This window comes from Pontibacter mangrovi, assembly GCF_006385705.1.
Classification (GTDB): Bacteria; Bacteroidota; Bacteroidia; order Cytophagales; family Hymenobacteraceae; genus Pontibacter; species Pontibacter mangrovi.
The window spans coordinates 71,284-97,039 of sequence record NZ_VFRQ01000009.1; the positions used below are offsets into that span (position 1 = coordinate 71,284).

A 25,756-nucleotide genomic window follows, 5' to 3' on the forward strand; every position below is an offset into this window, starting at 1 on the left:
CACTTTTTACCACTTTGTGGATAAATTATGGTAATCCACACCACTTATCCACATTATCCACACCACCGGCCCCTCATTTTGGGTATAACTAAATTTGCAGCGAATCTCTAAATTCCTTAAAATACGAGACCTAAAACACATAAACATTTGATTACCAAATGATTATTGCAAAAGGATAGAACATAGTCTATTTTTTATACTTAATAACTCTGAAAGTGGGACGAAGTGGCAAAAGTGGGAGAAAGTGGAAGGGATTTAACTAAGGTGGAGCAAAGTGGAGGCAAAGTTCCTCTAGAAAAACGATCAGTTGGATAGGTTCCTGTGGCTGTGGGGATTACTGATAAAGCAAAGCCGAAGCCAGGTTCAAAGAAAACAAAAAAGGAGCTGTTTAAAGCCCCTTCCTCATACTCTGATCGACCTGTACTCAAAACTTGAATCCCATGTGCACCCCAATAGACAGCACCGGCGTGCCATCGCTGTAATGAAAGTAGGAGATCCTCCCGCCTGCTATACCGTTGCGAAAAGCGCCAAAGTCGTTTTCCAGGTAGCCAAAGAAGCCGGTATCAGATGTTTTGATATGGGTAACGGAACCGTCCTGCGTGCCCTGCCCTTCCGGATCGGAGTTAACCTCGGCGCGATGCCGGACGCTTGGCCCTGCCCCTAAGCGCAACGTTACCTTTTCGCCCTGCAGGGCATCAAAGGCAGCGCCTAAAGAAGCCATGTAAAATGTGTTCTGAACGGTGAAGATCTTTTTTGCGTCGTCGTAGCGCTTGGCCGAGAGCAGGCCTACATCCAAGCCCACTGATAGCTTCTTGCTCAGGTAGTGGCTAAAGTTATTACTAAACAAGAGCCCCTGGCTATCGTTTTCGGAAAGCCAGACAAAGTATACGCCTGCCTTCAGCGCCCCCGGCTCCTTGCCCGCCCCTCCGTTCACAAAAGTTTGCGCATTCGCATCCAAAGGACTGGATAGTAGAATTAGGCTGGTAAAGGCTCTAAGCGCTGCAGAGGCAAAAAAGCGGTTCATGGGCTGGAAAGGCAAAGGGTATAACGTAGCGGTTGATGTACAAGCCCTTTGGCATACGGCTGTTTCACCTCCGTAGTTGCGGAAATTATATATCCTTTTAAAGATATTATTTGGTTTTATAAAGCTGCCACCAAGGCAGGAAGGGTTTATCATGATGTTCGTAGTGGTAGCCGAAGAAATAACAGCTTATAAAAGCCCATAGGTGGTTCTTTGGCTGCGTGCCCGACTTGTGGGGGTTATCCTCCGGGTGCTCGCCCCGATGGGGCCGGTAGGTGCCAAAGTAGAAGAGCTGAAATGTAGCCAGGACGGCCGGCAGCATCCAGAACAGCACCACATTCTCCACCGGAAAGTATAGCTTCAGCACGTTAAACGTGATAGCCATCAGCAGAAGCTGCCACCAGGTGATATACTGTTTCAGAAAGCTAAAGTACCAGGGCCAGAAGGAACCATGGTGATAGTCGGGATCCTGGCTGGTGGCTACGTGGCGGTGGTGCTGGTGGTGGCGCGGCAACAGGCGCGGATACCAGTTATAGGCAAACAGCAAGGCCGTCACCGTACCGATCGCTTTGTTAAGTTTTGGCCTGCCAGGGGCTGCCACCCCGTGCATGGCATCGTGGGCCGTGATGAAAAGGCCCGTATAAAGGTGCGTCTGCAGCAGCAGGAAAACATACGTAAGCGGCGAGGTGAAACGAACAGAATAAGACGTGAGCAGGTATACCAGCAGCAAGCCCCAGAGAACAAGTATACTTGCCGCTACCCCTATTCCCCGGAAATCTTTTCTTCTGTTATAAATCATCATGGATTGCCTTACTGGTGCCGCAGGTGTAGTTTCTTAGCCGAAATATCCCGAATACCTAGCACGGAATGGCCAGTAGCGCCGCCCGCACTTCTTCCATTAGCCACATGGGCGTGGAGGTGGCGCCACAAATACCTATTCTGTCGCCGGCCTTAAACCACTCGGGCTGCAGTTGCTCTACTTTAGACACAAAGTATGTTTCGGGGTTGGTATCCTTGCACACCTGGTACAGCACCCGACCGTTGCTGGACTTGGTTCCGGACACGAAGATCACCTTATCGAAATTCGCCGCAAACCGTCGCAATTCCTTGTCCCGGTTAGATACTTGTCGGCAGATCGTATCGTTGGCGTCTACTTCGTAACCCTGCTGCTCCAGGCGGCTTTTTATACGATAAAAGCTGTCGGTGCTTTTGGTGGTTTGGCTGTAGAGGGTGATTTTTTGCGGCAATTCGTGCTGCAGCAGCTCCTCCATACTTTCAAACACCACGGCTTGGTTGCTCGTCTGCCCCAGCAGCCCCATCACCTCCGCGTGGCCATGCTTGCCATAGATAAAGATCTGCTCTTTTTTATCATAGGAGGTTTTGATGCGGTTCTGCAGCTTCAGCACCACCGGGCAGGAGGCATCCAGCAGCCGGAGGTTGTTTTGCAGCGCTACCTGGTAAGTTTCCGGCGGCTCGCCGTGCGCCCGGATCAGCACCGTCTCGTTATGCAGTTGCCGCAGCTCCTCATGGTTTATCACCCGCAGGCCGCGTCGCTGCAGGCGCTCCACCTCCACATCGTTGTGCACAATGTCGCCCAGGCAATAGAGATACTCCTGCTCATCCAACAGGTCTTCCGCCATCTGGATGGCATATACTACCCCAAAGCAGAAGCCGGAGTTATCATCGATGGTTATTTGCAGGGTGCTCATACTTTCTATACAACTACCGGTTGATATTGTTTAACGCTTTTTCGCTGTCTAATACCCTCATACACTGATATGGTGAGCAGCAGCATCAGCATAGAGTACATGGTATCCTCTACAGGTATGGAAACAAGGCGCAGCCCCAGGTTATAGTCGTTGTTATACCACACCACGGGCAAGTAGGTAAGCACGCCGTTTACAAGCAGGAAGGGAACCAGGTGCACCAGGTAGGCCAGGTAGAAGCGGCCCAAAAAGCGGCTCCCGAAGAAGCGCAGATGCAACAGGAGCATTATAGAAAGCAGCACGAAAGTGATGGAGGTGTACAGTCGGCTCATGTTAAAAATGGCCAGCATCGGCAGCAGCACCATCAGCAGCACCGCTACCGGCTTGGCATAAGGCTGCAACAGGTCTCTTGTTATATAAGCATTCAGCACATCATAGATAAACACGCAGGCATAAGGCACCGTCAAAAAGAACAGCACCTCCTCCAGCGGCAGGTTAAACAGGTAAATGCCCGTCAGGTAGGCCTCGTTAAAGCCCCAGACGCCAGCTTTGGTAAACAGCACGTCCCAAACCACAAACAGGACACCGTTAACCAGTATAGCCGGGAAAAGCGCTCCCCAGTTCTTATAGAAGGCCACTTTCCTATCGAAGGAGAGCAGGAAAGGAAACAGGATGGTAAAAATATTGAGGTACAGGTAGATGTACATGGCTTATGGTGTATTCGCTGTAAATTAGGAAATGCGCCGCACAAGCCTTACCCGCCCCGCTTTAAATCCGGATAGTACGGATCTCTTCTTTCTCGGCTTCGGTGCAATGGTCCTTTTTCAGGAGAAAATCGCGTATGGTACGCGCCAACTCCGTAGAAATGCCGGATGCAGGATGCTGTTTCAGGCTGTCGATCATCACTTGCTTGTCTTCTGCCAGGTGCCCGCTCAGGTTCAGGTAGCGCGGCACGTAATGCTCCACCGTAAACCGCAGGAACCTGATCTCCGGATGGTCCTTGTCCAGGGCCACCGCCTCGTCAAAAATAGCGGCCGCTGTCCGCAGCTGCTTCAGCTTGCTGTAGGGGTTCCAAAGGTACTTGGCCATCACCGCCTCCGACACGGCTTTGTAGGCCAGCACCACCGGGTCCTTCTCGCGATAGGCGGCCATTTTTTTGTTAAACAGCTCTGCAGCGTCTTTGTCCAGGCTTGCCTGGAGGTACTCGGTTCTTAGCTCTGATAAAGTATAGCTTGTTTTGTTGCCGGCCAGCGCTACCTGCGCCAGCAGCAGTAAAAGTATAAAGGGTATTCTGTATTGCATTTAAATCGCGTTAAATCGGTACTTGACGTACGAGCTGAGCAGCAAGGCCAGCTTCGTGTTATCAGGTACTCTTACGCGCTCCTTCAGGATGTGTTTTGCCGGCAGGCCCTGTATCTTCCGGAAAAGCTTTCGGTAATACACATAGGCCAGGTACACGCCCATGCGGGCAGAACGCGGCAAAGCCATGATCCCGGCGTAGGCGTCTTCGAAGTCCTTCAGGATGTCCTGCTCTATCTCGGCCTTACACGCGTTGCTGAACTTGCGGTACTCCACCTTCGGGAAGTATACCCGGCCCCGCTCCTTAAAGTCGCTTTTCATGTCGCGCAGGAAGTTCACTTTCTGGAAGGCCGCGCCCAGGCTGCGCGCCGGCTTCTCCAGCCTGTCGAACATTTCCTGATCGCCCTCGCAAAACACCTTCAGGCACATCAGCCCCACCACCTCCGCAGAGCCATAGATGTACTCGTCGTACAAATCGCGGTCATACACCCGGTCATCCAGGTCCATTTCCATACTTCTGAGGAAGGCCTCAATATACTTTTTATCGATGCCATACTTGTTTACCACGCATTGGAAGGCGTGCAGCACCGGGTTCAGGCTCAGCTTCTGGTCGATGGCCTCATAGGTTTGGTTTCTGAACTCGGCGAGCAGCTTGCGCTTGTCATGGCCATGGAAGGTGTCCACAATCTCATCGGCGCAGCGCACAAAGCCGTAGATGGCATAGATCGGCAGGTGCAGTTTTTTATCCAGGGACTTAATGCCCAGCGAGAAGGAGGTGCTGTACGCCTGGGTAATCACTTTGCTGCACTGCATGCAGGTATCTTCAAAAAGCTGCTCCATACGCAAATGGGTTAGTGTTATTTATACGTTTAAGGCTACCGGCGGTGCATACTCTTTCTCGATCTCCTTCGCCACCACCTGCCCCGATATTAGCGAGGGCGGCACGCCGGGTCCGGGCACGGTGAGCTGCCCGGTATAGTATAGGTTTCGGACTTTTTTGCTCTTGAGGCTTGGCTTCAGGATGGCTGTCTGCAAAAGCGTGTTGGCCAGACCGTAGGCATTTCCCTTAAAGGCATTGTAATCCTGGATAAAGTCTTTGTGCGCGTAGCTGCGCTTGTATATCATGTGGCTCCGGATGTCCTGCTTTGTCAGGCGCTCCAGGCGGTCCATCACCAGGTTAAAGTATTTCTCGCGCAGCTCCTCTGTGTCCTGCAGGCCGGGCGCCACGGGTATAAGTATAAACACGTTCTCGCAGCCCTCCGGCGCCACGCTTGGGTCGGTTACGGATGGGGCAGATACATAGAAAAGCGGTTTCTTGGGCCACTGCGGATGGGTATAGATCTCCTGCGCGTGCGGCCCGAAGTCCTCGTCGAAGAACAGGTTGTGGTGCCGCAGGTTCTGCAGGCGCTTGCTAACGCCCAGGTAAAACAGCAGCGACGAGGGTGCCATCACGCGGCTTTCCCAGTAGCTGTCGGTGTAGCTTTGGCTGGCGGGCGGCAGCAGGTTTTTCTCTACGTGATGGTAATCCGCGCTGGCCACCACAATATCAGCCTCAAACGTATCCGTATCCGTCTGCACATGCGATACGCTTCCCTCCTGCACCTGCAGCCGCTGCACGTTCTGGTTATACTTAAAAGTTACGCCTTTCTCCTCTGCCAGCTGCACCATCCCCTCCACAATCTTATACATGCCGCCCATCGGGTACCAGGTGCCCAGGCTGATGTCGGCATAGTTCATCAGACTATACAGCGCAGGCGTATTGCGTGGCAGCGCCCCCAGGAAAAGTATGGGAAACTCCATGAGCTTGATGATCTTCTCGTGCCGGAAGAAGCGGCGGATGTGCTTGTGGAAGGACTGGAACACGTCCATGCGCAGCACATCCAGCAGCAGGCGCGGGCTCATGAACTCCGAGAGGGAGCGGCCAGGCTTGTACACCAGCTGGTTGATGCCCACCTCATACTTATAGGCCGCCTGGTCCAAAAACAAGTCCAGCTGCCTGGCGCTGCCCGGCTCCATACGCTCGAAGAGTGCCTGCAGCTCCGGCAGCCGGGCTGGTATGTCTACAAAATCATCCTCCCCAAAAACTACGGTGTAGGACGGGTCAAGCCGCCTGAGGTCGTAGTAGTCAGCGGTTGATTTTCCGAAACGGTTAAAGTATGACTCGAACACATCGGGCATCCAGTACCAGCTGGGGCCCATGTCAAAGGTGAAGCCTTCGGCTGAGAAGCTGCGGGCGCGCCCCCCGGGGGTGCTGTTTTTCTCCAGCACCGTTACCTCGTAGCCTTTATCAGCCAGGCTTGTGGCAGCCGAAAGGCCCGAAAAGCCCGAGCCGATTACTATCACGCGCGTTGCAGCCATACGTTTGTTTTGGGGTTAAGCGTCCTGCTTGTATACTTTCAGCACCTTCTTCAGCTCCTTGCGGGCAATGTGAATGCGGTTTTTTACCGTACCGATCGGGATCTGCAGTTTCTCTGCGATCTCCAGGTACTTGTACCCCACATAGTACATCATGAACGGGGTGCGGTGCTCCTCGTTGAGGTTGGCGATCGCTTGGTTAATGTCGTTCATGACGAAGGTTGCCGTGCCTTTGTTCTGCGTCACGAAGTTTTCGTCGGTATTGAGGTACTGCAGGTACTCGGAGCTATCGATGTTACTGCTGCGCTTGGTTACCTTGTTGTAGTTGTTAATGAAGGTATTGCGCATGATGGTATAGAGCCAGGCCTTTAAGTTGGTGCCTGCCTTAAATTTATCACGATTCGTCAGTGCCTTCAGCATAGTTTCCTGCACCAGGTCTTTCGCATCGTCTAAATCGCGGGTCAGGTTCATGGCTGCCGGCCGTAGCGACTGTGCCACATTCTGTACGAGGGTATTGAATTCCAGAGCTGTCATTCTGTTTAAAGTTTTATGGTTGAACCATAAACAAATATACGATGGTATTGGAAAGAAAAATAACTTTGTGTAAGTTATTTTTGTGTTAAGTTAAACAATTTCGACAAATGAACCCTCACAACCTGTGTATGTACATTTTTTCAGGGTAAACGACAGGAATATAATTGGGAAAGGCACAAAAAAATCCGGGCCGCCGTGTCTTACAAACGTAAGAGACGACGGCCCGGATTTAAAGCAGTGCAAAAAATTACTTAAACTTTGCCATTAGCTCCCGCATGCAGTTTAAACGCACCACATTTACCGGGAACACCAGGAAGTCGTGCTGTGCCTGATAACCATACACATAAATGGTGCTGTCGGAGAAGCGCTCGGAAAGCTTGTTGAGGTATGCCTGCACCTGCTCCCGCTCCGGAACGGTGGTCAGCACGGTGCAGAGGAATTTTGCTTTGAACTGCTCATAGGTCAGCTCCAGGTCTTTGAAGGGCAGGTGCTGCCCCATGTATACCACCCGCTGGTTGTGCGCCCGCAAGATGTAGAGCATGTAGAGCAGGGCCAACTCATGAAGCTCCCCCTCGGGCAAGTACAGGATGTACACCGGGTCATCCTCCTTCCAACGCGCCGGCTGGCCGTCTATGGCCACCAGCAGCTTCTGCCGGATAAGGTTGCTTACAAAATGCTCGTGGGCCGGCGTAATGTTTCCGGTTTGCCAAAGGATGCCGATCTTGTTGAGAAACGGGTAAACCACCTCCTGCATAGTTTCCTGGAAGCCCATCTGCAGCGTGGCCTTAGAGAGCGCCCGGTCAAATTTATACTCATCCATGTCCACCATGGCCGCTACCAGCTCGCTCACGTGCTGCGCGCATTCGCAGGGCTGGTCGCAGAGCTGCTGCACCGTATCCAGGATCTGCCCCTTGTCCATCTGCGCGATCTTGGAGATCTTATACCCCCGCTCATTCAGCAGCGAGATGTTCAGCAAAGACTTCAGGTCCGCATCGTCGTAGTAGCGGATGTTCGTCTCGGTGCGTTTGGGGTTCAGGATGCCGTAACGCTGCTCCCATATCCTGATGGTGTGCGCCTTGATACCTGAAAGATGTTCGAGTTCTTTAATAGTGTACTGAGCCACGTTTTTCCTGTTCCTGTTTCTTCACAATGTCGTAAGCCAACCGGAAGTACCGCGGCGCTACCCACAGCATCCCAAAAGACTCAGAACCATACTTGCCTTGCGCTTTGTGATGCACCTTGTGGGCCATGTTTAAGGCTTTCAGGTAAACGTTAGACGATTTCCCAAAAAACCTTAAGCGCCTGTGGATGAACACATCATGGATCAGAAAGTAAGCCACCCCGTACAGGGTAATGCCTGCGCCAATCCAGAACCTGTAGTCTAGCGGGTCGGTGCCGAAGATGAAAAACAGCATCGCCAGCGTGCCATAGTAGGCAAAAAACAGGTCGTTGAGTTCAAAAGCGTGGTTGTGGTGCGTGTGGTGCGACTTGTGCAGGAACCAGAGGAACCCGTGCAACACGTACTTGTGCATAACCCACGCCACGCCTTCCATCGCCACAAAAGTCAAAAGCATGATTCCGATGCCTGTTAGCATACACACAAAACAGCAAGTTTAAGGAATAGTTTAAACTATTAAACAAAAGCTCACCACTTTATTTGCTCTTTGTTTAAAAAAGCGGCTATACCGCGCTGGCAGTCCTCGCTGCCCCGGGTTACGGCGTTCATCTCGGTGGCATACTGCAGGCCTTCCTCCAGCGTCATGGCCTGTACCCGCGCTATCATCTCTTTGGTTACTTCCATACTTTGCCTGGAGTTCTCCTCGCAGAGCTTTTGGGCAAAGGAGAAAACGCGCTCCTCCAGTTCTCCGGCAGGTACTACGAAATTCACCAGGCCATACTTCTCGGCTTCCCCGGCCGTAACAAGATCGCCGGTGAGCAGCAGCTGCTTGGCGCGGGCCTCGCCAATCTTGCGCAGCAGGAACACTTTTACGATGGCAGGTATGAAGCCGATCTTCACCTCGGTGTAGCCGAACTTTGCCTCCGGCACGGTAAAGCCAAGGTCGCAGATGGCAGCCAGCCCGCAACCGCCGGCAATGGCGTGGCCGTGTATCTGGGCAATCACGACTTTCTTCAAGGTATAAATCATCCGGAAAAGCTCCATCAGGTGTGTGGAATCGAGCAGGTTCTCGTGGTAATCGTTCTCCTGCAGCCGCTGTATGTACTCCAGGTCAGCCCCGGCGCAGAACACCTTGCCCTCGGCGCGCAGCACGATCACCTTACAGGCATCGTCGTCCTCGGCCATGGCAAAGGCACGCTTCAGCTCGGTTACCACCTCAAAGTTAAGGGCATTGCGTTTATCGGCACGGGCCAAGGTAATGTAGCCTACGCGGCCTTTCACTTCGTAGTGCACATATTCCATGGTCAGGCTTTCAGCTGTATTTGTCAGGTCAGTCATGATACGTTATATTGAAGTATGGAGATAAATATAACCTTGTGCTCAGGTATACGCAAGAAGGCTGGCAACGCTGCATAAATTCCGTCAGCGTATAAACGCCACCAAAGCAGCCAGGATAAAGCAAGTATGGGCCGGAGTTAAAGTATGCCAGTTATCCAAAAAATAAATTTGCTAACAAACGTTAGGTTGACTATTTTTGAAATGGAAGTGTCCCAGAATCCTTTGAACAGAAAACAACAGATCGAGCGAACGGCTACCTCTCTTTTTAGAACAAAAGGGTATGCGGCCACATCGATGCGGGATCTGGCGCACGAATTGGGCATAGAGGCTGCCAGCCTTTACTCGCACATCAAGTCGAAGGAGGAGATTCTGCAGCGGGTATGCTTTAGGGTGGCGCAGGAGTTTTTTGAAGCCCTGGATGCCGCCGAAGCCAACTCCGGTTGTGCCACCAGCAGGCTGAAAAAAGCCATCGCTGCCCATGTGCGGGTGCTGACGCAGAACACGGAGGCCTCAGCGGTTTTTCTCTACGAGTGGCGCCACCTGAGTGAGCCGATGCACAGCACTTACCGTAACCTGCGCGACAGGTATGAGGCTCGCTTCCGCGACATGATCAGGGAAGGCACTGCTAGCGATGAGTTTCACGTACCTGACGAGAAGTTTGCCGTCCTGACGATACTCTCGGCGCTGAACTGGATCCATACCTGGTACCGGCCTGACGGAAAGATGAAACCGGCTGAAATTGCCGAGAACATTTCAAATATGCTACTGCATGGCCTGAGTTACCCAACCCAGCCGCACTGACCTTTTTTCGCTCACCTTAATACCATCTAAACTATCTAACCGCCGGGCTGCCACCACAGCCCGGCATTTTTTCTGGCGCTAAAAAGATCATCCGGCAAGTATAAAAACCTTCGCCCGTTCCGCCGTGATGTCTATTTTGAATTCAGGTAGGTGCCGCAGCCGCTAAATGCCATGCTGTTGGCTTTTACGCGCACCAGGTACGACGATATTTTACCTGACATGGTGTCTTCGCAGGGCTGCTCCAGTATCTCTACCTGCAGCTCACCTGCAGCTGATGTAGCGCTGTAAGTCGTTGTGTTCCCTTTTTCGGCCGGGGCTGGCACGGCTGTAACTATGTGTATACTTTCAGATGGAAGGGTTCTGAAGCGGATACTGTCTTCCAGGTCTATCTCCAGCACCCATCCCGGCTCATTGCCTGTTGCCACAAAGTCTATCCCCCTTTCCCGCCTTTTGTCCCAGAGAGCGGCATTGTCCTCTATTAAAGCGGTATCACGGCGCAGCCGGTACATGGGCGCCAGCGACGTGGCAAAGGGCTTGCCTTCCGGGTCCAGCATGTTCAGCTCGCCCTGCGGTGCCAGGCTAAAGCGGGAAATACCTCCGTTTCCCGAATCCCCCAGCAGCTCCAGTGTGCTATCAGCTATGCGCCAGGTGCCGGTACGGGTATAAGGCTGCACGTCGCGGTCCTGGTACATCAGCGTCTCTGCAAAGGTGTTGTTCTCGCTCAGGCTGAGGCTATAGTTAATGCCCGGGCAGTCGGCACAGGGAATCACGCCGCGCCAGGTGCCCACCAGGGCCGTAGGCGCAAGTGTTTTAGCCGCACCAACGTCGGTTGGCTCCGTCGAGACATCACCTCCGGGACTTGTGGTGCAACTGGCCATATAAAACAGCATCGCCCCGAGCCACAACCCTACCCTATACTTTCTTCTCATATTATACTGTACGCGCCCGCTTTACAGGCTGTTCAGATTAATCAGCGCCTTAACCACAAAGCGCCCCGCTTATGTCTAAACGAGGCGCTTTGCTATACTTTATACGTGAGCTTATACTTTCTCCATCTCAGTTTTCACAAAATCTACCAGGCTCTTGATGTAGTCTGTGCTGAAGTCGAACTTAATGCCGGCCGCCTCATACACCTCGCCAATGGAAACGGTGTAGCCCAGGCTGAGGGCGCGCTTGTAAGCGGCAAGCCCCTCGGCCGGATTCTCCTTGTAGTTTTTCCAGACGGCAATAGCCCCTAGCTGGGCCATGGCATATTCAATGTAGTAGAACGGCACCTCGTAGATGTGCAGCTGCTTCTGCCACAAGTAGGGTTTATACTTCTCCAGCCCTTGCCAGCTAACCGTCTTGTGGTTAAACGTTTCAAAGATCTTCACCCACTCCTCGTGGCGCTGCTCCTGTGTCTGCTCCGGATGCTCGTATATCCAATGCTGAAACTTATCCACGGTGGCTACCCAAGGAAATGTCTCCAGCACGCTTTCCAGGTGCGTTTTCTTGGCGCGGCGCAGTTCATCCTCATCCTCAAAGAAAGTGTCCCAGTAGTCCATCGAAATCAGCTCCATCGACATAGAGGCCAGCTCGGCCACCTCTGACGGCGGGTGCTTAAAGGAATTCATCGACAGGTCGCGGGTAAGGAAGGAGTGCACGGCATGGCCCCCCTCGTGCAGCATCGTGATCACATCGCGGAGGCTGGAGGTGGCATTCATAAAGATGAAAGGCACCCCGATCTCATCCAGCGGATAGTTATAGCCGCCCGGCGCCTTGCCCTTGCGCGACTCCAGGTCCAGGTGCCCCATCTCGCGCATCGTCGCCAGGCAGTCGCCCAGGAACACGTCCAGCTTGTAAAACACCTGCACCGTCTTGTTCAGCAGCTCCTCGCCAGTTTTAAAAGGCTCCAGCGGCTTCTTGCCGCTTGGGTCAACATCCAGGTCCCAGGGGCGCAGCTGCTCCAGTCCCAGTTTCTCCTTTCGCTCTTCGTCCACCTGCGTCAGCACGGGCACGATGGTCTCCTTAATGGAAGTATGAAAATCGAAGCAATCCTGGGGTGTATAGTCAAAACGGCCCATGGCAGCGAACATATGATCGCGGAAGTTGGCGAAATCAGCGTTGGTGGCTACCTGGTGGCGCAGCTTCAGCAGGTCGTTAAACAGGTTGTCGAGCTTCTCCCGATCCTGGAAACGGCGCTCCTGTACGGCACGCCATGCTTCCTCCCGCTCGGTGCGGTTGGTGCGCTTCAGGCGGTCGCCGGCGCGCTGCAGGGTTACTTCCTCACCGTCCAGCGTCACAGTCATGGCGCCGGTAACTGCCGCGTACTGTTGCTGTTTGGTGCTGATCTCGGTCTGCAGTGGGATGTTCTCTTCCCGGAAAATTTCCAGCGCGCGCTCCACGCCCCGCAGGTATATTTTATACTTTTCCTGGTCGAGCCCGTTCACGTAAGGCGAGTGCATCAGCTTCAGGTTCAGTTCATGGTCCAGGGGCGCGATGTTGGGCTCTATTTCCGAGATAAAGTATTGGAAGGCCTGGGTGGTTTCCTCGTTCTGCGTGTCGCAGGTCATGCGGATGTAGCGCCAGCCCAGGTCTTCGGAAAGCACGCTCTCCAGCTCGCTGCGGTCCTGCATCCACTTTTCCAGCTCTTGTACGCTGTTCAGGTCCCGGGTCTTCAGTTCTTCAAAGTATGGCTTTATGGTTTCCCATTGCTCTACCTTAAAATCCTCTGAAAGGTAGGTGCGCGGCTTGCGCTTGGGTATAGTGAGCTCTGTCGTTTGTTTTGTGGTCATTGTATCCGTGTGTATTTCAGAAGTACAATATAGCTACTTCTTACGAAAGTGCAAAAGGAATGGGCAGCCAGCCATAAAAAGCCATGCCGCTGCCCTTAAAAACGTATCGCTTAGCCGATCTCTATCACCACATCGGGCGTTAAGGGGTGGCCAACGCAGTTCAGGGTATAGCCCTCCTCCATCTCTGCCTCCGACAGGCCATCGCTTTCGTCCAGGTATACTTTCCCGCTCAGGCACTTGCCGCGGCAGGCGGTGCAAAGGCCCGCCTGGCAAGAGTACGGCAGGTCGATGTTCTGCTCCAGGGCCGCTTCCAGAATGGTTTGGTCCGGCTCCACTGTAAAGCTATACTCTGCTCCTTCGTAGATGACCTTTACCGTTTGCGTGCTTACCTCACTTCCATCGTCTGCCGAAAGCACAGTGCCGTGCTGCGGCCCCTCCTGTTTATCCTGCGCGCTGCTGCTCACAAAGCTTTCCCTATAAATGCGGTCTGCGGGTACGTGCAGCACATCCAGCGCATGCCGCACCTCCTCCATCATTCCTGCCGGGCCACACATGTAATACACGGCGTTGTCGATCCTGGCCAGGCGCAGGCGCTCCAGAATCCGCAGGATCATACTTTGGTTCATGCGCCCGCGGTGCTCGCAGTCATAGGCGGGTTGGCTGTAGATATACTCTACGTGCAGTCGCTCCGGGTTACTGGCCTGCAGCTGCTGCAGCTGCTCTTTAAAAATCACCGAATGCTCGTTGCGGTTGCCATAGAGCAGGGTAACCTTGCTGCCCGGCTCCTCCCGCAGCACAGCCTTCAGGATGGACATGAGCGGCGTGATGCCGCTGCCCGCCCCGAACAGTAGCACCTGGCGCTGGTTGGTTGGGGCGCAGGTCAGGCAAAAGTTGCCCAACGGCTCCATCACCCTCACTTCCTGCCCCACCTGCAGGGTATCGAGCATGTAGTTCGACACAAGGCCTCCGGCCACCCGTTTTACCGTTACCGACAGGCGCGGCGCCTCGGCTGGCGTGCTGCACAGCGAATAAGAGCGGCGCACTTCCTTGCCGTCTATCGGCAGGATCAGCGTCAGGAACTGGCCTGGCTTGTACGTTATATTCTGTTTATCGGGGTGCTCGAAATGAATGGTGGCGGCATCGGCCGTTTCGTGGGTAATGTCTACAACCTTCAGGTTTAGATAAGGGCTACTCATGTCTTGTTATGCTATTGCGCTAATTCGTCTTGGTTTAAAACTGGTTTTGGGGCCGAAAGTTACGAGAATCCCTCCTGTTACCGGAAAGTGACGTATACTTTTTAGGCTGCCAGCCCCGGCATGCATTAAAAAATTTGAATATTAGTTGTAAAATATATTAAAAAAAAGCTGAACTTTACCGTATGCCGCACCGGCACACGCAAATGACCGCTGCTGCTTGATTGAACGCTAATACATTAACATGAAAACAACAACATGCTGTACAAACTAACGCTTAAAAACTGTGAAAAAACGGTAGTGGTAGACGACACTACATACGACTACATCCAAAACAACGCGTATCTGCAACAAATCGACTTCCTGAAGCACCTCCGCATCCACTCCAACGGCTATGCCTTTTTCCAGAAAAACTGGCCCCTGAAGAACGGAAAGTACCGCAACGAAACCATTTACCTGCACAAGATGATTGGGGAACAGCTACTGGAAAAGCCCGAGAGCGATCTGAAGCTGTATGTTCATTTCAAGAACGGGAACAAACTGGACTGCCGCCGCGAAAATCTAGAGTGGGCACCGCTCTGCAAGATTGTCCGCAACACGACTAAAACCGAGAACAAGCTCGGCGTGCGCGGCGTGCACAAGGAGGCACAGAAGTACCGTGCCATTATCCACCATAACAAGCAGCGCATCAACCTCGGCACCTTCGACACCCTGCAGGAAGCGGCGCTGGCCTATAGCAGAAAATCGGAGGAGCTTTTTGGCAAAACCAAGAGCCTGAAGACCTTTACGAAGGTACTGGAGGATGAAGAGACTGCGCCCGTAAGCTAAATTCTTTTTAACTTGCATGGCAGGCCTCTAACAGGCCTGCCATGCAAGCTTATGAACAACACCACAACCCTTAGCGAGCTGCTGAGCCGGCACCGGCACGCCTTTGCCCCTGTGCTGGATGCCGACCTTAACACGGATGCCGTTTGCACGCTGGACTTCTCCGCTGCCAACCAGCTGCTCCAGCAAACCGACCTGCAGGACACGAATGCCTTTAACGCCGCCGTAAATGAGATGCTGCGCCAGCAGAAGGCAAGCATTGGCGTGGGCGGGTACCTGGAAGACCGCTTTATCTACCGCCGCAGCCGCCACTTTGATGTGCAGGCCGAAAGCCGCAACCTGCACCTGGGCGTGGATGTATGGCTGCCTGCCGGAACCGCCGTGTATGCCCCACTCGATGCCACGCTGCACAGCTTTAAAGACAATGACAACTTCGGGGACTATGGCCCCACGATCATTCTGCAGCACGAGCTGGAGGGAGTAACCTTTTATACTTTGTACGGGCACCTGAGCCGAACGTCCCTGCATAACCTGCAAGCGGGGCAGTCTTTTGCCAAAGGCCAGAAAATTGCCGAGGTAGGCCCCTACCCCGAGAACGGCCACTGGCCACCTCACCTGCACTTCCAGATCATCGCTGACATGGGCGACAAGTATGGTGACTTTCCAGGCGTGGCCACCACTGCCGAGCGCAGCAAGTATGAACTGCTCTGCCCCAACCCAAACCTCATCCTGCAGTGCAACTGCCTCATGGCCCCCCGTTAAAACGGAGGTAAACACATAATTCAAGGAACTCAAGCATACAATGGGGCACAGGCCCCGCTAATTTTTACACTTTAACATTTAACTTCTATGGTTTTGGATTTCGATTCCATCCGCGAAATGATTGTAAACTTTGCCGTGCTGTATGGCTTTAAGCTGTTAGTGGCAGCTGTTATACTGGTCATTGGCACCTGGGTGATAAAGCGCCTGAAGACCCTTATCAATACCATGATGCTGCGCAAAGGCGTGGACGAGTCACTGCGCCCCTTCCTGACCAGTATCCTGAACATCACGCTGTGGGTGCTGCTGCTTGTGCTGGTAATCGCGCAGCTAGGCGTGGAGATGACCTCCTTTATTGCCGTGCTGGGCTCTGCCGGTCTGGCCATTGGCCTGGCGCTGCAGGGCAGCCTCTCCAATTTTGCCGGCGGGGTGCTCATCCTTACCATCAAGCCGTTCCGGGTGGGCGATTATATTGAGGCGCAAGGCCAGGGCGGCACCGTGCAGCTCATCAACATCTTCAACACCGTGCTGAAAACGGCCGACAATAAAACGATTTACATGCCCAACGGCCCGCTGGCCTCTACCGTGGTGGTAAACTACTCTGTGGAGGCCACACGCCGCGTGGAGTTGCTTTATACGGTTTCTGTGAACAATGACATCGGTAAGGTGCGGCAGCTGCTACAGGAGCTCATCAGCCAGGATGATCGCATCCTCAAAGAACCGGCTCCGGCCATTGTAGTGACCAATTTTGCCGAGCACTCTATCACCATCAGTACCCGCATCTGGTGCAAGCGCGAGGATTATTGGGGCCTGTTCTGGGACATGAATGAGCGGGCGAAAGCTGCCTTCGAGCAAAACCACATTGCCTTGCCTGTGCCTCGGCGCGAGGTGCTCTCGCCAAGCGGCAGCAACGGACAAGTAGCTGCAGGGGTTTAAACAAAGTATACATTAAAAAAAGTTTAGGGCTCCTCCTGTTTGGAAGAGCCCCACGCTTTTTTGCTTTTAGAGCAGCATCAATCAAACTTTATCGCTCTCACCGGCTTAATGCGGGCAATCATGGCGGCAGGAATAAGGATGGCCAGCATCGTAAGCACCAGCGTCAGCACGTTCAGGATCACCACCATCCCAAAATTCCAGCTGATCGGCACGCGGTCCATGTAGTAGTTTTCCGGGTCCAGCGGTATCAGCTCAAAGTAGTACTGGATGGCGCAGAAGCCCAGGCCGATAATGTTTCCCCAGAGCATGCCTTTCAGCGTCAGCCGCAGCCCCCGGAAGTAAAACACCTGCCGTATCTGCGCATCGGTGGCGCCTACCGCTTTCAGCACGCCAATCATGTTAATCCGCTCGATGATCATGATAAACACCGTGGAAACCATGTTAAAGGTCGCCACAAAGATAATGAGGATCAGAAAGATCACCACGTTCTTCTGCAGGAGCTTCAGCCAGTCGAACAGCTGCGCGTGCCGGTCGGTGATCTTCTCCAGCTGCAGGTCATAGTTCATGCTTTCAAACACGCGGTTGGCCACCTGGTCTATCTCCTGGAAGTCCGTCACCACCACCTCCACGCCACCCGAGAGCGTGTCCGGCCAGTTATTGAGCTCCCGTATCAGTTTGATGTCGCCAATCACAAACACATCGTCAAACTCTTCCAGGCCGGTTTTATAGATGCCGCTCACCCGCAGCTTTCGCGCCCGGGGCGGGTTCTGGATAAAGTAAAAGATAGCCTCGTCTCCCACGCCTAAACGTAGCTTATTGGCTATACTTTGGCTCAGCAGCACGTCCAGGGAGGAGGCGGAGTCGTTAAAGGCGATCAGCTGCCCGTCCTCCAGGTTATGCTGCATGGCCGTCAGGTCATAGTTCTTGCCCACGCCTTTCACCACCACGCCCAGCACCTCATCCTCGGTCTTGATGATCGCAGTTTTGCGCGCGAAAGACTGGATTTTTTTAACACCCGCTATCGTATCGGAAACGCCGATGTTATTGCTGATCGGGGCGCCTTCGTAGGAGTTATTCGTGTCGTACTTGCTGATTTGCAGGTGCGCACCGAAGCTAAAAATCTTCTCACGGATCTCGTTCCGGAACCCCTCCAGTATGGCAAAAGACACAATCATGATGGCAATGCCTGCGGCTATGCTTATAATTGCTATTTTTGTAACCGACTGCGTAAATGAGCCGGTCTGCACTTCTGATATTTTATCGGATATGTATTTGGAGATGTTCACTCGCCTAAAATCAGATTAATGGCCTTAAAGATAGGTATGAATTTTGACTTCTACCTCAGAAAAACAATGACACACCCTTACCTCTTACTCTCAGCTTCGCTGCTGCTGTCGTTTGGCGGCTGCAACCAGAAACAAGTGCCTGCTACGGCACCTTCCCAAACTTCCGCCCCAGCCACTGCCCCTCAACAGGCCGAACCCCTGCAAATGGGCGCTGAGCAGTTGGATTTATACCTGCCTGCGCTGCAGGGCAAGCGCGTGGGTATGATCGTTAACCAAACCTCTACCATTGGCGATACGCACCTGGTCGATACGCTGCTGAGCCGCGGCGTGGAGATAAAAACGATCTTTGCGCCGGAGCACGGGTTCCGGGGTGAGGCTGACGCGGGCGCCCACATCAATGACGGCAACGACCCCAAGACCGGACTCCCGATCATCTCGCTTTACGGAAGTAACAAAAAACCGCTGCCTGAGCAGATCAAAGACCTCGACGTGCTCGTGTTCGACATCCAGGACGTGGGCACCCGTTTTTATACGTATATCAGCACCATGCACTACGTGATGGAGGCCGCCGCTGAGAACGGAAAAGAGGTCCTTATACTTGACCGCCCCAACCCGAACGGCCATTTTGTTGACGGCCCTGTGCTGGAGATGGACCAGAAATCATTTGTGGGCATGCACCCAATTCCGATCGTGCACGGCCTTACCGTAGGCGAGCTGGCTAAGATGATTAACTCCGAGAAATGGCTTAAAGGCGGCGTGCAGGCTAAGTTGACGGTTATCCCGATGGCCAACTATGACCATACCATGCCTTATGAGCTGCCGGTAAAACCATCCCCGAACCTGCCAAACGCACAGGCCATTGCGCTGTACCCATCCATTTGCTGGTTTGAGGGCACGAACGTAAGCGTAGGCCGCGGCACCCCGACGCCATTCCAGTTGATTGGCAGCCCCAGCTACCAGAAAAAAGACTTCAGCTTTACGCCAGTGAGCACCCCAGGCGCTACCAACCCGCCGCACAAAGACGAGGTGTGCTACGGCAAGGATCTGACAAACGTGGAAGTAGCGGATAAAATTGACCTAGCCTATCTGCTGGACATGTACCAAAACTCCACTAACCAGGAGAAGTTCTTCAACAACTTTTTTGAGCGCCTGGCTGGCACCACCAAGCTGCGCGAGCAGGTGATAGCAGGTAAAACGGAGGCCGAGATCAGGGCCAGCTGGGAGCCGGCTTTATCCAACTATAAAACCATGCGTAAGCAGTACTTGCTATACCCAGACTTTAACTAAGAATGAAAGATTTGCGCATTGTGTTTATGGGTACGCCGGATTTTGCCGTGCCTACCCTGCAGACACTCGTGGAACACAAATATAAGGTAGTGGCCGTTGTCACCGCACCCGACAAGCCGGCCGGCCGCGGGCAGAAGCTCAACCAGTCGCCGGTAAAGGAATATGCCGTGGCGCAGGGGATTCCGGTGCTGCAGCCAACTAACCTCAAGTCAGAGGCTTTCCTGGAGGAGCTACGCAGCTACCGGGCGAACCTGCAGATCATCGTGGCTTTCCGGATGCTGCCGGAGGTGGTATGGGCGATGCCGGAGCTGGGCTCGTTTAACATCCATGCCTCGCTGCTGCCAGCTTACCGCGGAGCCGCGCCTATTAACTGGGCCATCATCAACGGCGAGAAAGAAACCGGCGTCACCTCCTTTTTCTTAAAGCACGAGATCGATACCGGCGATTTGATCTACCAGGAGCGGGTGCCGATTCTGGAGGAAGATGATTTTGGCTCACTGTATGAGAAACTGAAGTATAAAGGCGCTGACCTGGCGCTGCGCACGGTGCAGGCCATCGAGCGCGGCGACGTGCAGGCACAGCCGCAGTTTACTTCTGCCGAAACAAAGCATGCACCGAAGATCTTCAAAGACACCTGCCAGATAAACTGGGACCAACCGGCCGGGCAAGTGCGCAACTTTATCCGCGGCCTCAGTCCCTACCCTGCCGCCTGGACGAAGCTAAGCGGCAAGAACTTTAAGATCTATAAAACCGAACTGCTCGAAAACGCAGCCTATACTTCAGCGCCGGGCACGGTGCACACCGACAACAAAACCTATCTGCACGTGCAGACAGCGGTCGGGGCTGTTTCTATACTCGACCTGCAGATGGAAGGGAAAAAACGTATGCCGGTGCAAGACATGCTGCGTGGATATAAATTTGACGTATAAAGTATGATCGTCATCGTAGTAGCCGCCGCCGAGAACAACGTGATCGGGAAAGACAATGACCTGATCTGGTACCTGCCCGCTGACCTGAAGCACTTCAAGCGCCTCACCATGGGCCACCCGATGATCATGGGCCGCAAGACCTATGAGGCCATTGGAAAGCCGCTGCCAGGCCGCACCTCCATCATTGTCACCTCGCAAAAAGACTTTACAGCAGAGGGGTGTATCGTGGTGCACTCGCTGGAGGAGGCAATCGCCAAAGGACAGGAACTGGATCCAGAGCAGGTCAGCATAATCGGAGGGGCCAATGTATACAAGCAGGCGCTTCCGCTAACCGACAAAGTATACCTGACGCGCGTGCACCATACTTTTGAAGGTGATGCCTATTTCCCGGAACTTCCAGAAGATGAGTGGCAGGTGGAGGCGCAGGAGCACCATGCCCCTGACGAGAAAAACAAGTACAGCTATACTTTCCTGACGCTGGAGCGGTAGGAATTTCGTATAAAAGTATAAAAAGAGAGGGGCCGCTTTAATCAGCGGCCCCTCTCTTTTTATACTTGTGGCTGCAGCTTAACGCAGAATGTAGAGTTTACCATAGCCATTTTTAAAGGCGCCGTCGCCAAAGGTGTTGCGGTGCTTCATTTCCTCCGCTCCTTTGCTCATGATCACGCGGTACAGGTACACGCCGTTCGCCAACTTGTCGCCATACATGTCAGTACCGTCCCAGGCGTAGGCTGTTTTGTTGTTGCCGATGCGCAGCGGCCCCAACTCCTCCTTCATGATCTCCTTCACCACCTTGCCCGTAATGGTCAGGATCTGGATTTTGATGTGCTCCGGAATGGTGCTCCCGGTAATCGTGAAGATGAAATTGGTCTTCGTAGAGAACGGATTCGGGAACGGGTAAAAATTCGAAATGCTCGACTCGCTCACAACCTCAAACCCAATCTTATAAGGCGAAACACCCGAATCTCTGCCTGCGGCATCCTGCGCCCGAACCTGCAGCGTATACTTTCCGTCCGGCAAAAGGGCAGGTTTATACTCGAGTTTAAAATCACTTGTCTCGGTGGCTGGTGTATACACCACCTCAGGGTTATCCATCAACTCAATTTCCTTATCGCCTTCCTCCGGCGTTAGCAGCACCAGCGACATTTTAGACGGGTCCTGCAGGAATACGTGGCTGTTCTCATCCTTCACCGTCACGCTGATCAGCGGGCTCGGCGACACGATGTCGCCGTCCAGTATATGGATGCCGTCGAAAGCAACATCCATGATCGGGTGCAGCTTGGACTTTACATTGAAGCTCACCTCATAAATGTTGTTCGTGAATACCTGCTCCGGCAAGAGCTCTGGGTTCACATACAGGCTGAGGGTGTAGTTGCCATCTAGCGGCTCGGTCAGCACCTCGTAATCAAAGTACACCGTCTCGCCCGCCTCCACCGGCTTTATTTTAAACCGCGATGTGGTTGCCGAAATCCCCTCGCCACGAAGCACAGCCTCTACTGTTAGGGAGTCGGTAAAGCTGGTAGTGGATACGTTCTGGAAGGCCATCGGGACCTTTATCCTACCGCCACTAGCCTGTTTTGTCAGCTCTTCCTCATCAGCCTTTACAAGGTCTGGCCGCACAATGCCCTCCGGCAGCGGATCATAGAGCACAAACCACTCCTTTAGTTGTGGCGCCGTCCGGGCAACGGAGTCTGACACAAACAAGGAGAGCTTCAGGCTCGGATACTGGCTGGCGCTGATCGAGGAGATATCCAACGACTTGCTCGTGATGTCTTTCTCCAGCACTTCTTCCTGGCCTGCGGCAGTTATGCCTATCAGGCTTAACGTATATTCGTCCTGGCCACCATCGTAATCCACCACGTTGTGGTGCAGCGACTTCCAGCGCAAAGCAGGGCCAATGGTTGTGGATGTGATGGTGCCGGCATTTCTGTTAGATCTTAGCGTCACATCCAGCACGATATCCTGGGAATTTCGCGGTGTCCCACCATCGCGCTCAGCCTCTTCCGGAGAATAAGTCATTTCCTGTGCCGTGCCGGGGGCAGCACCTTTTACCCCCATTATGGCAAACGGATCACCGGTCTTCAGCTGGTCAATCAGTTCGGAGCCTATACTTCTGAAGGCTGCCTTGGCATCCTCAGGCAGGTTGTCGAAGGGCACGTTGTTGATGGACATCACCGCCACGTAATACCCCTCCGGCACCGCATCGATAAACTTCTTTATTTTAGCCACGTTGGCCGCCTTCGTCAGGTTGTTGGTATCAAACAAGTACGGCGTGTAGGAACACAGGGGCACCCCGGGCAAATCGGTAACCGGCTCCAGGGTTATATTATTAAACGCCACCAGGAAGAAACGCGGAAACGGATGATAAGCAGGATAACCGCAACGCCAGCTCATCTGCTGCGCACCGTCTATAAAGAAACCATGCGGCGGTTCTTTGTAGCGTAATTCCCCGCCCACTGTCTTCATACTTATAAACTTCCTGACCGTGCTTAGCTTCCAGATGCCCGTTTGCTGGTCCAGCGAGTCCACGCCCTGCAGGCTGGCTTCCGTAAACTGCCCCTTGTGGCTCTGCGACCAACCGGCTGTTACCGCCGGGATATGCCGGAAGGAGCTGTTCACCCAAACAGTATCCTCCCCAGGCTGAAACTCCCTGAAACGGGCCCGCCAAAAGTATACGGTGCTATCAGGCGGCGTGGAATTGATCATGGGCACCTCCCAGGAAGCGAAACCTGTGTTTGCCACCGTTGTGGACTTCAGCCACGGACTGCTGAACGTAGCAGAAGTATCTACCTGAAAAAACACATCTCTTTTAGAGCCGAACAAACTTGCCTGCACCGCCAATGTGGCTTTGTCTGTGCCTACAACGCCATACTTTCGCGGCGAAACAACTGCCAGTCCGCTTTCTGAAATGTACTTCTGGAAAACAGCTGTATTGTTGTCCTCTTTCAGTTCCTCCACTGCATCCGGGCTATCCAACTTAACTTCAAAGATATTGATGCCCGCTGATTCAAGGCCTTTGTTGGGCAGTGTCAGACTTACCCTGCTTGTGTGCAGGATCGGATCCACAAGTATAGAGTCTGTTTGAACAATCTCACCTGACGGCAAAGTCCTCTTAACAGATGCATAAATAGGCTGCAGAATGGCTTTGCCGAAGTTTTGTCCGTCAAAGGAAAGCACCAGAGAATCTGAGACAGCACTGCCGGCATCCCCGTTTTTCCCTTTCAGGCTAAAGCTATTCTCTTTTATGAGATAATCTGGCTTTTCAGGTCCGTACATGCGCACGGCAGGGTCCCCCTGAAGCGCTATCTGGTACACCATGGCTATATTAAGCCAATACCAAGACGTTCCTTTCGCCAGTTCCCTTTTGATCACCTCCTGCTGTATCTCCCCGATCGTGCTCCCAAAGAAGGGCTCCTCCTGCAGTGCCACCTGGTAAAAGTTCTCCGAATAATAATCAAGCAACTCGGGATAGCCGGCAGCTACCTGGGCCATAAACGCAATGGCCCCTTTATCAGCAGTGTTTATCCAGTCTTCCCCAAACGAGGGGCTGCTTTTTTGATAGCCATTGCCCACGTTACAGCCATTCATCAGGATAATGGGGTATTTCCCTTTGTTCTTGTAATTGCTCACGGCACTCGAAACCAGGCCAATATCCAAGTCCACGCCTCCTGTTCCGCTGTGCCCAAAAAAAGTAATTAAAGAGAGCCCCTCGTTCACCTCCGGCGCTACATCCAGGCGCTCTGTCACATCGCTTAGGTTCTGCCTCGTTTTCTCAATTACACGGGCACCCAATAAAGGGCCTTCTGCCATGCTTGTATACTTCGCTATGTATTCAGCGAACTTTTTTATCTCGTCTGGAGCGTGCCCTCCACTTAAGTGAAGGACATTTTTTCTCCAGGCAAGCCCGTCCGGCGTTGCCTCATACTCTTTTACCTTGTTCAGGTAGCTGATCACCTCTTCAGGGGAGGTAGAGAAAATACGCCCCGTGGCTATTTTTGGCGCAAAGCTGTTATGCCTGAAATCTGCGGAGAAAAGCACATCAGATGCCGGGAAGCCGGCTGTGGGCACCAGATCATAGGCTCTATCTTCCGGGTTTCTGTAGTTAAAGAAACTGCGCTCGTGCACTTCCACGCCTTTGCCCATTAAAAGCATGTGCTTAGGCCGTGCCGATGTAAGCATGAAAGAAGAAAAACGGCGTATCGCATTCGGAGAGAACTCCCCGTAATGGAACTGGTTCACCAAATCGCTTACAAAAACCAGCAGCGTATCGTAGCCTCCGCCGGCAGGGGATTTGCGATATACGGCATACTCCTGCGGAGCAGGCAACGAGCTACCCTTGGCTGGTCGCATCAAGCGCTTATTCGTAACGATCAGGTAGTTAAAGTTTTCTGGCTGTATGTTTCTAAAGCTGATGCCTTTAGCATAGGCAGCAGGCGTTAGCGGTGTGGCCGTGTTGGAGAGCAAAAGCTTGTGACTGGTTTCTGCCTGCTCCAGCACATAGCCTTTGCCGTTTCCATTGGCATACCCCGAGATTTTAACCACGTTTGAAGGGTCGCTTACATCATAGGCCACCACAGTGGCGGGCGCTCCGGCAAACTGGTAGTAGAGCGGCGAAGCACGCAAAGAGTCCGTAAACACCACCGTGTTGTTTTGGGTATAAATACCCTTTTGCGGGAAGGTAACCTCGGCATAGCTTACCCCATAGTCTGTCGGGCTTTCTGTGTTAACGGCATAAGACACGAACTGCAGCGGCAGCTTTCCTTCCGCCAGGTTTATATCCGTGAAACTTAAGCTATGGGATGAGCGGCTGTAACTGTTTGCGGGAAATTCTACCGTAGCTAACAAGCGCGCAGTGCCATTCACAGAGCTCACTTCCACTTTATGTTTCCCGTCATAGGGCCCAACGATGGTTAAGTCCAGTTTTGGTGCCGGACCGGTGGGTTCTGCGTTTGTGATGCCGGTTACCGTGAAAGTCTTTTTTTTGTTGTTTATGACGGATGTGAAGCCCTCTGCTTTATCCATCCAGGACATCCTGCTGGAAGAATAGGTTGGGCCATAGCTATAGTTGGTTGTCTGCAACAGCAAGGCCTTCGCCCAGTGGTAAGGCTCCGGCGTCAGACCATTGGGGCTGGGGTTCACCTCCCGCATGCGCTTGTTGTTGCCGGCCGGGTTCACAGTCAGAAAATAAGCAGCTGTATCGGTGTACATGCTGTAGAGCTGGTGCGCCTGGTCCGAAGGATTCTTATACAGTTCCTGGTCCAGCGCGCCGTCGTTTCGCTCGCCGTAAAACTCCAGGTAGTCCTGCTGGTCCAGCCTGCCATCGGCTTCGCCAGCCACGTAAATGGCCAGCTCCTTCCCGCGGCGGAAGAGCTGCAGGTGCTGCGGGTTTACGTTAGCCAGGCCCAGCTGCTGCAGGTAATTGTAGTCCAGCTTATACAGGCCCGTTTCGGTTACCTGCAGCTTATGGTAGGTTTTAGAATAGTCAATCCATTCGTTACCGTATACTTCCTGCGCTTTGGCTGTACCTGCCGTCAAGTATAGCAGAACCAGAAATAGAGCCGACAGAAATCTTTTCATACTATTCATCTATTCTATG

Annotated in this window: 23 protein-coding genes; 7 read left to right on the forward strand and 16 right to left on the reverse strand. The window is 53.2% G+C overall.

Annotated elements, in window-relative coordinates:
- Positions 1 to 424: 424 nt before the first annotated feature.
- The 11 genes from FJM65_RS16140 to FJM65_RS16190 all read right to left on the reverse strand — a co-directional run bounded on the left by FJM65_RS16140 (position 425) and on the right by FJM65_RS16190 (position 9,334).
- On the reverse strand, positions 425 to 1,024 hold the full coding sequence (locus FJM65_RS16140; RefSeq protein WP_140622591.1) for a hypothetical protein: 600 nt from the start codon (positions 1,022 to 1,024) through the stop codon (positions 425 to 427).
- Between the two features lie 106 nt (positions 1,025 to 1,130).
- Positions 1,131 to 1,823, reverse strand: a complete 693-nt coding sequence (locus tag FJM65_RS16145) for a fatty acid desaturase (protein WP_140622592.1) — start codon at positions 1,821 to 1,823, stop codon at positions 1,131 to 1,133.
- A 55-nt stretch (positions 1,824 to 1,878) separates the two neighbouring features.
- The gene (locus tag FJM65_RS16150; protein ID WP_140622593.1) at positions 1,879 to 2,730 is read right to left on the reverse strand and encodes a 4-hydroxy-3-methylbut-2-enyl diphosphate reductase; all 852 of its coding nucleotides are present in this window, start codon (positions 2,728 to 2,730) and stop codon (positions 1,879 to 1,881) included.
- 5 nt (positions 2,731 to 2,735) lie between these two features.
- Positions 2,736 to 3,434, reverse strand: a complete 699-nt coding sequence (locus tag FJM65_RS16155; RefSeq protein WP_140622594.1) for a lycopene cyclase domain-containing protein — start codon at positions 3,432 to 3,434, stop codon at positions 2,736 to 2,738.
- Positions 3,435 to 3,495: 61 nt separating this feature from the next.
- Positions 3,496 to 4,029: a hypothetical protein gene (locus FJM65_RS16160; protein WP_140622595.1), complete on the reverse strand. Its 534-nt coding sequence runs from the start codon at positions 4,027 to 4,029 to the stop codon at positions 3,496 to 3,498.
- Positions 4,030 to 4,866 carry a phytoene/squalene synthase family protein gene (locus FJM65_RS16165; RefSeq protein ID WP_140622596.1) on the reverse strand — a complete coding sequence of 279 codons (837 nt, stop codon included), beginning with the start codon at positions 4,864 to 4,866 and terminating at the stop codon, positions 4,030 to 4,032.
- A gap of 21 nt (positions 4,867 to 4,887) precedes the next feature.
- Positions 4,888 to 6,384, reverse strand: a complete 1,497-nt coding sequence (locus tag FJM65_RS16170) for a phytoene desaturase family protein (protein ID WP_140622597.1) — start codon at positions 6,382 to 6,384, stop codon at positions 4,888 to 4,890.
- 15 nt (positions 6,385 to 6,399) lie between these two features.
- Complete coding sequence (locus FJM65_RS16175; RefSeq protein ID WP_140622598.1) at positions 6,400 to 6,915, reverse strand: RNA polymerase sigma factor; 516 nt, start codon at positions 6,913 to 6,915, stop codon at positions 6,400 to 6,402.
- A 247-nt stretch (positions 6,916 to 7,162) separates the two neighbouring features.
- Positions 7,163 to 8,038: a MerR family transcriptional regulator gene (locus FJM65_RS16180; protein ID WP_140622599.1), complete on the reverse strand. Its 876-nt coding sequence runs from the start codon at positions 8,036 to 8,038 to the stop codon at positions 7,163 to 7,165.
- Positions 8,019 to 8,510, reverse strand: coding sequence for a sterol desaturase family protein (locus tag FJM65_RS16185; RefSeq protein WP_239022990.1), 492 nt, complete (start codon positions 8,508 to 8,510; stop codon positions 8,019 to 8,021). Before FJM65_RS16185 ends, FJM65_RS16180 begins: the two co-directional genes overlap by 20 nt.
- Positions 8,511 to 8,560: 50 nt before the next feature.
- Positions 8,561 to 9,334, reverse strand: coding sequence for an enoyl-CoA hydratase/isomerase family protein (locus tag FJM65_RS16190; RefSeq protein WP_140622658.1), 774 nt, complete (start codon positions 9,332 to 9,334; stop codon positions 8,561 to 8,563).
- A gap of 258 nt (positions 9,335 to 9,592) precedes the next feature.
- On the opposite strand from FJM65_RS16190, the gene FJM65_RS16195 reads away from it, so the two are divergent.
- The gene (locus FJM65_RS16195; protein ID WP_181163749.1) at positions 9,593 to 10,171 is read left to right on the forward strand and encodes a TetR/AcrR family transcriptional regulator; all 579 of its coding nucleotides are present in this window, start codon (positions 9,593 to 9,595) and stop codon (positions 10,169 to 10,171) included.
- A 131-nt stretch (positions 10,172 to 10,302) separates the two neighbouring features.
- Here FJM65_RS16195 and FJM65_RS16200 read toward each other — a convergent pair whose 3' ends face one another.
- The 3 genes from FJM65_RS16200 to FJM65_RS16210 all read right to left on the reverse strand — a co-directional run bounded on the left by FJM65_RS16200 (position 10,303) and on the right by FJM65_RS16210 (position 14,141).
- On the reverse strand, positions 10,303 to 11,100 hold the full coding sequence (locus FJM65_RS16200) for a copper resistance protein NlpE N-terminal domain-containing protein (protein ID WP_140622601.1): 798 nt from the start codon (positions 11,098 to 11,100) through the stop codon (positions 10,303 to 10,305).
- A gap of 111 nt (positions 11,101 to 11,211) precedes the next feature.
- On the reverse strand, positions 11,212 to 12,945 hold the full coding sequence (locus FJM65_RS16205; protein WP_140622602.1) for a M3 family oligoendopeptidase: 1,734 nt from the start codon (positions 12,943 to 12,945) through the stop codon (positions 11,212 to 11,214).
- A 110-nt stretch (positions 12,946 to 13,055) separates the two neighbouring features.
- On the reverse strand, positions 13,056 to 14,141 hold the full coding sequence (locus FJM65_RS16210; protein WP_140622603.1) for a ferredoxin--NADP reductase: 1,086 nt from the start codon (positions 14,139 to 14,141) through the stop codon (positions 13,056 to 13,058).
- A gap of 255 nt (positions 14,142 to 14,396) precedes the next feature.
- Between FJM65_RS16210 and FJM65_RS16215 the strand changes: the two genes are divergently transcribed.
- From FJM65_RS16215 to FJM65_RS16225, 3 genes are all read left to right on the forward strand, one after another.
- The gene (locus FJM65_RS16215) at positions 14,397 to 14,966 is read left to right on the forward strand and encodes an HNH endonuclease (protein WP_140622604.1); all 570 of its coding nucleotides are present in this window, start codon (positions 14,397 to 14,399) and stop codon (positions 14,964 to 14,966) included.
- 51 nt (positions 14,967 to 15,017) lie between these two features.
- Entirely contained in the window at positions 15,018 to 15,725 is a 708-nt protein-coding gene (locus FJM65_RS16220; protein WP_140622605.1) for a peptidoglycan DD-metalloendopeptidase family protein, read from the forward strand.
- 87 nt (positions 15,726 to 15,812) lie between these two features.
- Complete coding sequence (locus tag FJM65_RS16225) at positions 15,813 to 16,658, forward strand: mechanosensitive ion channel family protein (protein ID WP_140622606.1); 846 nt, start codon at positions 15,813 to 15,815, stop codon at positions 16,656 to 16,658.
- A gap of 77 nt (positions 16,659 to 16,735) precedes the next feature.
- Here FJM65_RS16225 and FJM65_RS16230 read toward each other — a convergent pair whose 3' ends face one another.
- Entirely contained in the window at positions 16,736 to 17,944 is a 1,209-nt protein-coding gene (locus FJM65_RS16230) for an ABC transporter permease (RefSeq protein WP_140622607.1), read from the reverse strand.
- Between the two features lie 66 nt (positions 17,945 to 18,010).
- Here FJM65_RS16230 and FJM65_RS16235 point away from each other — a divergent pair, with 66 nt between their 5' ends.
- From FJM65_RS16235 to FJM65_RS16245, 3 genes are read left to right on the forward strand one after another with little or no spacing between them, the layout of a single operon-like run.
- Positions 18,011 to 19,231 (forward strand): exo-beta-N-acetylmuramidase NamZ family protein, encoded by a 1,221-nt coding sequence (locus tag FJM65_RS16235; RefSeq protein WP_140622608.1) that lies wholly within the window; start codon positions 18,011 to 18,013, stop codon positions 19,229 to 19,231.
- A 2-nt stretch (positions 19,232 to 19,233) separates the two neighbouring features.
- On the forward strand, positions 19,234 to 20,160 hold the full coding sequence (gene fmt, locus FJM65_RS16240; RefSeq protein ID WP_140622609.1) for a methionyl-tRNA formyltransferase: 927 nt from the start codon (positions 19,234 to 19,236) through the stop codon (positions 20,158 to 20,160).
- A gap of 3 nt (positions 20,161 to 20,163) precedes the next feature.
- Entirely contained in the window at positions 20,164 to 20,649 is a 486-nt protein-coding gene (locus tag FJM65_RS16245; protein WP_140622610.1) for a dihydrofolate reductase, read from the forward strand.
- Positions 20,650 to 20,727: 78 nt separating this feature from the next.
- On the opposite strand, the gene porU2 is transcribed toward FJM65_RS16245, so the two are convergent.
- Positions 20,728 to 25,737, reverse strand: a complete 5,010-nt coding sequence (gene porU2 / locus FJM65_RS16250) for a putative type IX secretion system sortase PorU2 (protein WP_181163750.1) — start codon at positions 25,735 to 25,737, stop codon at positions 20,728 to 20,730.
- Between the last annotated feature and the right edge of the window lie 19 nt (positions 25,738 to 25,756).